Below are 11611 nucleotides of genomic sequence, written 5' to 3'. Positions count from 1 at the left end.
TTTGTATGCAATTTGTTTATTTAGTTTATGTAATGTTTTTTATGTAAATGCAAAGTTGCGCTAGTGTTTTTTAGGTTGTATATTCTTGCCTGCTTTGCGTTTACGGGGACAGCTTGTGAGCGCTGTCATCTTTGTTGTTTTATAAAAGGACGTTGCTGTGAATAGTATTCATAAGCGGGAGATAGAGGTTTCACCAGTTAACGCATCGGTGTATGCGTGTACATCAAGCGAGTTTTTAGAGCATGCGCTAACATTTCATCAATCAGAGCGCGTAAGTATGCTCATTGTCAGCTTATTTGTGTCGGAAAGTTTAGCTCAGTTAGCAAAAGTCTACTCAGACCTATTACAATCTTCTATAATCAAAGAGGATTACAAAACCTTTTTCAACAACTCATATGATGAGGCTATACACGCTGCAATCAAGCTGTGTCGTCACAAAGCTTATGAAAACAGCCGTAAACCCACCTTAAAAAAAATCGCTTTCCTCGGTGACTATCATTTCTTCCAAAAGTGGCTTCATGCTGGGTTGGGGGGGGATTGTGAATTTACCACTGGTATCACCTTTTACGACTCCATTGAAGCGCTGTTAAACGCGTCTTTATCTGACGAAGTACATAGCGTGGTAGTTCAAGCTGAACCGGTAACTTCAAGCGATGAAGTTAAAGCTGAAAAACGTCGTCTCAATAAATTAAGAAGTGTTTGTAAAAAAAACAATATCGCGTTTGGTTTGGATGAATCGCGTATTGAGCTAAAGGCGCAGCTATTGCTGTCCAAGCAAGTTGAACCTGACTTTATTTTATTAGGTGAGTCAGCCGTCGACTATCAAGCGCCATTTGGAGCGCTCATTATGTCGTCAGAAATGTATAAACCTTGGGATGACCCTCAGATGTGTTTTTTGCATTCCTCGACGTTTGGCGGCAATAATTTAATCTTGTCTTTTGCAATTGAGCGCTTAAAAAAAGCCGGAAGGCTATCTGAGGCGTTACGTTATAAACTAGATCAAATTGAGACTGATTTTGAAAGTCGCTTGGCGGCAACGGCTAGGTATATCAACCCTCAGGGCACGAAGTTATATCGTTTACTCGGCTTGGATGTTAACGTTAAATCGGCGAAAAGACTGACTTTAAAGCTTAATAGCGGTGAGGATATTCTAGACTGTACTGGTAATTATGGGTGCAGTTTACGAGGTCACAACCATGATGCCATCGCGACTCACGTATTGCAGTCGCACAGTCAAGATAAAGATTATTGGGCGTTACTATGTAAGAAAATATCTGAGCTTACAGGCTTCAATGTGGCACTACCCTCGGTGAGTGGTGCAAGTGCTGTTGATAATGCCATTTTAGCTGCTCGAATGGCTAATCCAAACAAACAATATATTGTTACCTTCAATAAAAACTACAGTGGAAAAACTCTGTTATCGATGAGCTTAAGTCAGTATGCATCCGCTGCGACTTGGGCTGATAGTACCGTATTTGCTCCTTATAGTGATAATGTCATCTATGTTGACCCTCATGCTAGTGATGCCGTTGAGCAGCTGGTAAAAGTATTGAGTAAAGGCAATATCTGTTTGGTTTGGTTTGAGGTCGTACAAGGGTTTGATTGTTTGCCGATCCCGCAGGACATTTTAGATATCGTTGACTCCTATCGTGAAACGAATGGATATCTAGTTGGAACTGACGATGTCCTCGCAGGAGTGTGGCGAACGGGGCGCTTTTTGTCCTATCAGGGCAAAATTAACAAGCCAGATATTGTCACCTTGGCTAAATCACTAAGCGATATGTTTTTCCCAATTGGAATGACTCTTTTGAGCCAATCGGTTGCGGCATCAGCGCAGCAGAATCAACCAGAGCTCTATAACAAACTCGCATCCCGCTATGTTAACCAACTAGGATCTCATATTGCGTACCAAGGACTTGAGGACTTATCTTCACGCCTAAACGAATCTCAAATCACACAAACTTATGCTCAATTTCGTACGGGATTAGAAACTGCAATCTCTAAGTCGAAGGTATTTTCTGCTGTGAGAGGGGAAGGGGGGCTGATTAAGCTGGTGCTGAATCAAACGTATTTTCCTTCAGCAAAAGCGCGCAAAATGCTGTTTGAGCCAGTGGTTTCTAATATGCTGATCACGCATGCGAACTTACTTATTTTTATGTCTCGACTCAATATGCCGCGAGACATGACTGAGTCTGAAATTGCGGTTGTCACTGAACGCTTGAAGCATGCACTCGAACACCAAATCAGTGTTAAGCGAGTTTGGATTAATACCTTTAAGTTGTTATTTAAACTCTGTTTACCCCTTAAAACGCCAACTGAAAGCAATAAGGCGTTTTATCGCGGCAAGCGCATATTAATTACAGGCGCCACATCTGGAATTGGCTTGAGCTTGGCAATGAAGTTAAGTGAGCTTGGCGCACACTTAGTACTTATTGGACGACGAGAGTTTGATAAGAAAAGCATGAATATGCTGAGAAAAAACACTAAGTGCCTCTTTATTCAGGCTGACATCTGTGACGAAAGTGCACGAAAAGACATTTACGAAAAGACGATGCAGCAATTCCATGGTATTGATATTGTCATTAATAATGCTGGTATGTCACTGAGAAAAAGCGTCCTTTCCATGTCCAGTGTACAAGCCCACGATGCAGACAGAACAGCGCAAGTCAATTACATCGCTGCGGTTGAAATGACCCAACTATTTCTTGCTCAAATGATAGAGCAAGGCGGGGGGCAAATTGTTAATTCTCAGTCTATTGTAACCAACTATCCTTCTCCAATGTTTGCGTGTTATGCGGCAAGTAAACAGGCACTTAAAGCGTATATGGGTACTCTGTCTGTTGAGAATATGGGAAACAATATAAGAGTGACCGATCTCAACCTACCGCTTGTTGCAACGCCGATGTCGATGGCGACCAACGCTTATGGGAATGATGCATTGCTGTCGGTAGAACAAGTTCTTCCACAAATTTTAGACGGCATACGAAAGCAAAAGAGGACGGTCTATTTTGATAGATCCGCGTCGGTGGCTGATAAGTTGACTTCAATGCTTCCAGAATCCACTGAACGACTCATTGGAACTAAGTATACGGTAGATATGAATCGCCTACTTGGACGCAAAAATCCGCCATTTAAAGAAGCTGTCGAGAAGGTAATTACCAAACTTACTTGTCGCGCTGATCGTTAATTTACCTAGTCTAAGGAAGGTTCTAAATGACGGACTTATCTTTCAGTCACTCAGAGCGAGTGATGAATTCGTGTGCCATACGCGATGATAACCATAGCCTAACATATGCCCAGCTGTGCGATAAGACAGCGCAACTGGTTGCGGTATTGAATAATGCGATTTCAGCATCTCAAGCGGTTGCTATTTGTTTGCCTCGGTCTATGGCGTTAGCAGCATCGGTAAATGCTTGTTTTGGTGCTCGCATTCCCTACATTCCCATCGATCCTGATTTGCCTGCTAAACGCGTCGACTATATGTTAGCTCAAAGTCAGCCAGCAGCTATCTTAACGACGCGTCAGATCGCTGAAAATTTAGATTACGATGCAAATTTTATTTATTTGGATAGCTGGCTAACAGATGATTCGCCTCTTTTAATTGCACGCGTGGCAAAGGGAACATGTGGGGCAAACTATCCTACAGACACCGCTTACATTATTTACACATCAGGCTCGACAGGAAAACCTAAAGGGGTCGAGATGACGCATTCCGCGATTGCAAATCTGCTTCAGGTCCAGCAAGAATTGGAACCCGAAATTGGCAAGTCATACCGTACAATTCAATTTACTTCGATTAGTTTTGATGTTGCTGTACAAGAAATATTGACGTGTTTTTATAGCGGCGCAGAGCTTGTGATCACCACAAAGGAAGACGTTCGTGATCCCAAGGCTTTGTTGAGAAAGTTATGTCAGCAGAGTATCGAACGTATTTTCATGCCGTCTCCAGTTCTTCAAGCCCTAGCTGAAGAAGCAAAACTTTGCCCTGAACTTCGCCCTGTAACTCTGCAGGTGGTGATAGTCGCTGGTGAAAAGCTGCTTATTACACCTGAGATCAGAGCCTTATTTGCAGGTCTCCAAACACGATTGGTGAACCAATATGGCCCGTCAGAAACACATGTTGTGACTCAATACTCATGCTTATCTCCTTTATCGGATGAACAAGATGTCCCCGCGATTGGAGAAGCAATAAATTGTGTTGGCATTTACATTGTCAATGAGCAAGGACAAGTTGTGCCGTACGGTGAAGAAGGGGAAATTTGGGTAACGGGCGTAGCGGTTGCAAAAGGTTATTTACACGACGCTGCAAAAACAGCTGAAGTTTTTGTCCCAAATAAATTCGATAACTTATCGGAGAAACTATACAAGACAGGTGATCTGGCAATTAAAAATGCGCAAGGTGTGATCCATTACCGGGGACGTCGTCAGGGGTTGGTTAAGCTGAACGGCTATCGCATTGAGTTGGCCGAGATAGAGGCTGTCACAGCTGCACTAGCACAAGTGAAATATGCTCAATGTTTTGTACTTTCATCAACGACAGACGAGAGCAAAAAACAACTGGCACTGTTCGTTCAGGTAGAAGATGAAACGCTGAGTAGCGAGGAGGTGAGAAGCGAGCTTAGTGCGCACCTACCCAGTTATATGATCCCTACCCAAATACTTGTCTCAACCACACTGCCTCTGAATATCAACCAAAAAGTTGATCGCGAAAAAATAAAATCCTTATTTTCTACTTCGTCAGCGGCTACTTCCAAATTACCTACAGGTATTAATGAGCAGTTGTTACACCTCTTCCGTGAAATGTTAGGGCAGCCTAACTTCATGATGGCTGATGATTTCTTTCATGCCGGAGGCAGCAGTGTACTTGCGATGCTATTGGTAAGAAATTTAAGAAAACGGCTGAATATTGCAATTGATGTTAATGACTTCTATCGCTTGAAAACGCCAGAGGCATTGATGGCATTCTTGAGCGGAAAATAAACAAAAGAGCACAACAAGGAATGGCGTTTCATTTTATTTTTAAAATCGAAATCAGGAATAACAAATGAAAAATAAAGTTGTAATTACTGGAATGGGTGTGTCTACAGGGTTAGGTCATACGGTAGAACACTGTTGGCAACAACTTGACGCTGGAGTATCAGCGGTCAAGGCAATCGATCGCTTTGATACAACAGGTATGAAAACACATATTGCTGCTTATTATCGAGATAATGGCACCTTTGGAACACCTCGAGGGATTTTAGAGCAGTTACTAGAGAAAGTAGTCGATGAGGCGATTGCCGCAGACGATGAAGGTTTTGACCGCTGCTATTATAGTTTGCCTAACGGTTTGTATGATATTGAACCGCGTTTCGCCAAGGAAAATGCGGACTCAGGTATTGAAGATCACTTTACGACCTTCTTCTACGAGTCAAATCTTGCGGCGCGAATTGCAGAAAAATATCAGGTTAAAGATTATCCCACTTTGGTTTCTACTGCCTGTGCATCATCGGCTTCAACATTACAAATGGCTTTTAATGCCATTCAGTCTGGACTTGCAAATCGTATCTTAGTTATCGCTTCTGATTGCTCTGTGTCCAGAGAAACAATCACAAAGTTCTCCAACTTATCAGCGTTATCGACACGTAATGACTCGCCAGAAACTGCATCAAGACCATTTAGCGCGAGTCGCGATGGCTTTGTGATAGGAGAGGGGGCAGGAGCAATAATTCTCGAAAGTGAGGCTTACGCGATACAACATGGCCACAATATTTATGCTGAGCTTGCAGGTTGTGCAAGTACCACTGACAACTATCACAGAACGAGAAGTAACCCCAAAGGGCATAAGATCCTAAGTGCAATGAGCAGCGCAGTTAAAGCAGCTGAGCTTGAATTGAAAGACATTACTTTTGTGAATGCGCATGGCACCAGTACTCCTGAAAATGACAAGCTTGAATCGGACACATTGAGCGACCTGTTTCAAGGCATGTCGATACCCGTGACGTCAATAAAGTCAATGACAGGCCATTGCTTGAATGCCTCTGGGATCGTGCAAAATGTCTTTAGTGTGAAAAGTATTATAGAAGATGTTGTCCCACCGACAATTAACTACGACGGTACCTGTGAGCATGACAACATTGTCGTGGTTACGCCTGAATTAGTACGTCAACGCCCTGTAAATCATATTTTGTCAAACTCGTTTGGTTTCGGTGGGCAAAACGTGTCCCTTGTATTTTCAAAATATAAACGTTCATAAATCTCTGCAATAGGAATTTAAGGGACATAACATGCAATATGAAAAACTAATTTCGCCAGTATCTCCACCACCACCTTGTGCACTAGGCGGGGTTGATCTGCTACTCGATACGTGGACGGATTATGTGCTTGAATACGACTACCCTTTGGATGACGCAAAGTTGTTTAGTGCCTTGTCGCAGGCTGTTGAACGCTATCCATATTTTTCTGGCCGTAAGGTCAGTGGGGTAGAGCAAGATCAAAATGTGTATATCGATTGTTTTAAAGGGATCAGCTTCAGCTTTCAACGAGTAGATAAACGTTTTGCTGATGAGGGAGGCATAACAGAGCAAGATTGGCAGATGTATTTGCCTGACAACTCAAAACGCAGAAAGCATAAGTTTTCAGCAACAAGTTTAAAGGTCCCTTTGTTTGCCGTAAAGCAGACAAATTATGATGATCACACCGTATTAGGTCTGAGCGTATGGCATGCGATTGCGGATGGCGGGGCCTTTTTTGATTTTCTTGCGGCTGTTGTTGCAGCCTATCGCGAAGAGGTAGTCGGTTGTTATCAAGCAAAGGATCCGCTACCGAATAATGATGAACACCAAGGCGAGTACCACGATAGCATTCGCCAAGTTTCACTTGCATCAGATGCAAGACAAGGTGAGAGTGCGATCGCCACCGCTGAATTTACTTTTGGCGGTAAAACGCTAGACAACTTGCTGACTTATATTACACCGCATGGCGTCCCACTTTCTGATTATTTATATGCTCTGGCGTGGAAAAGTGCGCATCATGCAATGTTAAGCCGTACATCAAATTCAGAGGTGACTAGCTTATATACGGTATATGACATTCGACAATTTACCGACATTGATAAACCGCTTGGCAACCACCTTTACTATCCAAAGACAGAGTTAACGAGCACTGAGCTTCGTTCTATAACCTCCATTGATATCGCCAAAAAAATACGTACATCGGTATTTTCAATGGTGGAGCATGCGCAAAGGATAGAGCAAGAGTTTGCTTGGTTTGATAAGCACATTACGAACAAAAACTATAAACAGTTTGCGATACGACCCGTTTTTGACGCCATCTACGAACCCGCCATTATGTGTAATAACCTCATGCATATCAGCTATGACATGTTTGATTTTGGTGCGGGAGGACCGGTGAGTTTTGACACACCGAATGAAGAATATATGCGGTTTATTTCAATACTACCAAGTCGTAATCAAACTGATGAAATACGCTTTAGAGTATCGTTATTTGAATCTGAACTTGCTGAGTTTAGCCGTAACTTTAATCAAGAACTTAAGGAGCTCGGCTAATGTATCCGCCAATTTCCTCAAGCGCTTTAAAACAACGAGCAGAGCTTAGTAACTGGAAGAGAGAAACGCTGTGTGATTGGTTACTGGAGTCTTGTGCATTGCATGGCGATCGTCTTGCATTACAAGATGAAGCTCATCGTGTCACCTATTCGCAATTAGCATCAAAGATAACAGCAAATGCCGGCTATTTTGCCGCATTGGGTATTTCAAAAGATGCGCGGGTCACCATAAGGTTACGTAACCGGGTGGAGTTTTTCATCAGCTTTTTTGCATTAATACGTATTGGCGCTATTCCTGTTTTGGCGTTGCCTGCGCACAGTGTAAATGAAGTCAGTGGGGTGATCCAAGATTCGAGTTCTGTTGCTTACATAGGTCATTATGCGGATGAGCCTACAGAACAACTTATTCTTGATTGGCTTGATAAGTCGGAGCAGATCCAAAACATATTTCTTGACTGCATGCCGGCGAAACCGCTAACGAAAACAGCAGTTCATACTTTGTTGCCTCAACCTGAGCAATGCTTTGAAGAGATACTCAAGTGCTGCGAATACAGTGAGCCCGAGGAAGTCGCTTTTATTCTTCTATCGGGTGGGACTACTGGTCGTTCTAAATTAATACCACGAACGCATAGTGACTATATCTATAACATTGAAATGATGTCTGCCCACTGCCACTTAGACGAAACCGTAAGGTATCTGGCTGCGCTCCCTGTTGCACACAATTTTGCCCTAGGATGTCCTGGTGTGTTGGGGGTGCTTGCTAATGGGGGAGCTGCGTATTTGGGAGATGCCAATAATATCTTGTCCCTTATTACGATTGTAGAAAGCAACTCAATCACACATACCGCGTTAGTGCCTTCGCTAGCGGATATGTTTGTTGAATCTAAAAAGCTAGCGGTTAGTGAGTTTTCTTCGTTACGTCAAATTCAAGTTGGGGGGGCGTATTTTGCTCCAGATAAAGCCAAAAGCGTAATTGATGAATTGCAGTGTGAATTACAACAAGTGTTTGGCATGTCTGAAGGTTTGCTTTGCTGTTCTAAGAAAGGTGATTCGTTAGAGCAAATTATTCACTCGCAAGGCTCTCCAGCCAGCCCAGAGGATAAGGTTCGCATCGTATCTTCTAGCTTGCAAGATGTATTACCTGGTGAAGTAGGTGAACTGATCACTAAAGGCCCTTACACCATTCATGGCTACCTCTTTAATGAGCAAGCAAATCACAAAGACTTTACTGCTGACGGTTGGTTTATCACAGGAGATCTCGCAAAAAGAAGAGCGGATGGCTGTATTCAAATTATGGGAAGAGCAAAAGAGCAGATCAATCGTTTTGGCGAGAAATTTTCACCAGCTGATGTGGAAGATGTGCTCCTTGAAGGGAATAAGATAATTCACAGTTGTTTAGTTGCTGTGCCTTGTACTGAACAAGGCGAAAAAACCGTGTTATTTGTCGTGAAGCAGTCAGAGCTCGACGAAAGTAAAGTACGTGCTCGGTTACATGAACACAATCTTCCTGCCTACAAACTGCCGGATGAAATAAAACTAATTAATCAATTACCGCTTACTCCCATAGGTAAAACGGACAAGCATCAACTCATCAAACTCTACGAGGAATAGAGCGTGAATAAAGGATATTTACAATACGAAATAGCTGGTGGCATAGACGCTTCACAGTGGATAAAAGGGATCCGAAAAAGTGGCCTGCAGCAAAAAGAGCTTTTTATTTATGAAGACAATGGCACTTGGCAAGTTGGCTTAGGTTGTGTCTACGAAGTGTCACTTGATGCAAATGGTCAATTGCTCGCTGGTAAACAAGGGGCATTACAGCCGGTTTCGTACCAAGGGTTGTCTACAGGTATTGAAGCGGCATTAGAGCAATGCGGTGTTAAAAATCCAATTTGTTTTGGATTCGCTAACTTTGAGCTTGCCTATTTAACACACGGTATTTCGGTTCAACGACTTGATGAGCCAAGTGAACTACTGCGTATTGTTGTTCCACAAGTGGTACTCACATTGGAAAGAGACAAGCATATTGAGGTGAAGCTGGTCGATGGTCTCGCTCAGACTGAGGTGGATGAATGGTTAGTACAACTAGAGAATGTTGCTGAACATATCAGTGAGCCGACGCTACCAGTTAAATTAGGAATTGAGCTGGAAGACTTACATCGCCATGAGCAGGAGTACAAAGACAGCGTACAGCTTGCGATTGAGAAGATTAAGCAAGGCGCATTTGAAAAAGTGATCCTCTCGCGACGTGTTCGCCTTGCCAATAAAGTCGACATGATAAATACATTTGTAAATGGTCGTCTAAATAACACCCCTGTACGTTCATTTATGTTCGACATCGATGGTTGCTCAGCAGCGGGGTACAGCCCTGAGCTGGTGGTTAAGGTTGATGTAAACAGAAAAGTTTATACCCAACCGTTAGCTGGTACGAGAGCGCTGGGTAACAATGCAGAAGAAACGTGGATGCTGAAACAAGATCTTTTGAGTGACCCAAAAGAAATTGCAGAGCACGCGATGTCAGTGCGCCTATCCGTTGAAGAGCTGGAAGCAGTGTGTGACAAAGAAAGCGTGATTGTTGATCAGTTTATGCATGTGGTCGAGCGCGGTACCGTTCAGCATTTAGCGTCTATGGTAGTTGGCGAGCTGAGTGAAGACAAAAATAAATGGGATGCATTTATTAAGCTGTTTCCTGCCGTGACCGCATCAGGAATAGACAAGTTAAATTCGGTTGATTTTATCCGCGTCACTGAGCCTGAACCACGCAAATTGTACAGTGGCTCCGTGTTTATGGTGAAACAAGATGGTTGTCTTGATGCCGCTTTAGTGTTGCGCTCTATATTCAATCATAACGGCAGCTCTTGGCTGCAAGCTGGTGCTGGGATTGTTAAGAACTCAAGGCCAGAGCGAGAGTTTGTCGAAACATGCGAGAAAATGAGCTGCGTTGCAAACTACGTCACTTTTGAAGAAGAACTAGGATAAAGCACATGTCAGTAGATCGTGGGAACTTAACAACGTTATTTGTCGACACGCTAAAGATTAATGACGCTGACTTGAATAAAAGTTTCAGTGAATCAGGTGGCAATTCTGTTTTGGCTATGAAGTTCATTCTTCGTGCCAAAAAAGAGTCTGGATTAGAGATCCCGATGGAGTGGCTATTTAATAATAAGCCGATTTCACAATTAATAGACGATATTCACGATTTATCGCTCTAAAAAATTATTAACCCCAATATTTTCAAATAAAAAACAAAGGATAGCAAAATGAGCAACTCAATCTCTTATGACGAAGCTTACGAAAAAATCACAGCACTTATTTTAGAGCAATGTGACCTGGAAGATCTAAATATTGAAAAAATAGAGCCGCATCACATTTTAAATGCGGATTTGGGACTAGATAGTGTCGACTTTTTGAATGTTATCTTTGACATCGAAAGTGAGTTTGGAATTTCCATTCCTTCAGAAGAGTGGATGAACCGTGCAAGTGAGCAAGCTCCAAATGCTGAAGATAGCGTATTCCGCCTTAGTAACTTTGTTGAAAGTGTACTAGAGCTGGTTGAAGAGCAAGGGGCTGTTCCTGCATGAACATAGAGTATAACCAGCTTATTGATCGGATTATTGAGCATAACAGCTTGGATGCGATCGTCTGCGAAAGTGAGGTGCCCGAAAGGGCGCCGATCTTTGAAGGGCACTTTCCTGGAAATCCGATTATTCCTGGCGTGATCCTTATCGAAATGATGGCGCAAGCAGGTGGCTATATTCACATGCTAAGCAAAAATTTTGAAGAGATGGCTTATTTAGCGACTGTTCGCTCTGCCAAGTTCAGAAGCTTTGTGACGCCTAATCAAGTGCTAACCATTAAAAGCAAAATAGCACACCATGGAGACGGTTATCTTATTTGTAAAGCTAAAATCTATGATGCAACGGGAGCTGTTGTTGCCGACTCGGAACTGATGTTAAAACTACAACGCTTTGCTAATGAACAAATGCGATCACATATAAAAAATATTGCATTGCAAGCAGGATGGAAAGGACATGATTTATAATGCGTATATCTTAGGTGTTGGAG

The 11611-nt window shown here is 42.7% G+C and carries 9 protein-coding genes; all 9 read left to right on the top strand.

What is annotated here, in order from left to right:
• Nucleotides 1-157 precede the first annotated feature (157 nt).
• The 9 genes from L1D50_RS16755 to L1D50_RS16715 all read left to right on the top strand — a co-directional run bounded on the left by L1D50_RS16755 (nucleotide 158) and on the right by L1D50_RS16715 (nucleotide 11588).
• Nucleotides 158-3187, top strand: coding sequence for an SDR family NAD(P)-dependent oxidoreductase (locus L1D50_RS16755; RefSeq protein ID WP_239966451.1), 3030 nt, complete (start codon nucleotides 158-160; stop codon nucleotides 3185-3187).
• 26 nt (nucleotides 3188-3213) lie between these two features.
• Nucleotides 3214-4980 carry a non-ribosomal peptide synthetase gene (locus L1D50_RS16750; RefSeq protein WP_239966450.1) on the top strand — a complete coding sequence of 589 codons (1767 nt, stop codon included), beginning with the start codon at nucleotides 3214-3216 and terminating at the stop codon, nucleotides 4978-4980.
• 64 nt (nucleotides 4981-5044) lie between these two features.
• Nucleotides 5045-6235 (top strand): beta-ketoacyl-[acyl-carrier-protein] synthase family protein, encoded by a 1191-nt coding sequence (locus L1D50_RS16745; protein ID WP_239966449.1) that lies wholly within the window; start codon nucleotides 5045-5047, stop codon nucleotides 6233-6235.
• Nucleotides 6236-6266: 31 nt separating this feature from the next.
• Entirely contained in the window at nucleotides 6267-7547 is a 1281-nt protein-coding gene (locus tag L1D50_RS16740) for an acyltransferase (protein WP_239966448.1), read from the top strand.
• A complete protein-coding gene (locus tag L1D50_RS16735; protein WP_138522097.1) occupies nucleotides 7547-9157 on the top strand; it encodes an AMP-binding protein in 1611 nt (536 codons plus the stop codon). Before L1D50_RS16740 ends, L1D50_RS16735 begins: the two co-directional genes overlap by 1 nt.
• 3 nt (nucleotides 9158-9160) lie before the next feature.
• The gene (locus L1D50_RS16730; RefSeq protein ID WP_138522095.1) at nucleotides 9161-10525 is read left to right on the top strand and encodes a salicylate synthase; all 1365 of its coding nucleotides are present in this window, start codon (nucleotides 9161-9163) and stop codon (nucleotides 10523-10525) included.
• 5 nt (nucleotides 10526-10530) lie between these two features.
• Nucleotides 10531-10758, top strand: coding sequence for an acyl carrier protein (locus tag L1D50_RS16725; RefSeq protein WP_128728620.1), 228 nt, complete (start codon nucleotides 10531-10533; stop codon nucleotides 10756-10758).
• Nucleotides 10759-10806: 48 nt separating this feature from the next.
• A complete protein-coding gene (locus L1D50_RS16720) occupies nucleotides 10807-11127 on the top strand; it encodes a phosphopantetheine-binding protein (RefSeq protein WP_128728619.1) in 321 nt (106 codons plus the stop codon).
• Nucleotides 11124-11588 (top strand): 3-hydroxyacyl-ACP dehydratase FabZ family protein, encoded by a 465-nt coding sequence (locus L1D50_RS16715; RefSeq protein WP_128728618.1) that lies wholly within the window; start codon nucleotides 11124-11126, stop codon nucleotides 11586-11588. The genes L1D50_RS16720 and L1D50_RS16715 overlap by 4 nt, the downstream gene beginning before the upstream one ends.
• Nucleotides 11589-11611: the final 23 nt, after the last annotated feature.

Origin of the sequence: Pseudoalteromonas sp. Isolate6 (assembly GCF_022398435.1) — a bacterium.
GTDB classification, from domain to species: Bacteria; Pseudomonadota; Gammaproteobacteria; order Enterobacterales; family Alteromonadaceae; genus Pseudoalteromonas; species Pseudoalteromonas galatheae.
Note: the sequence above shows the minus strand (reverse complement) of the source record. Positions and strands in the feature narration are given on the sequence as shown.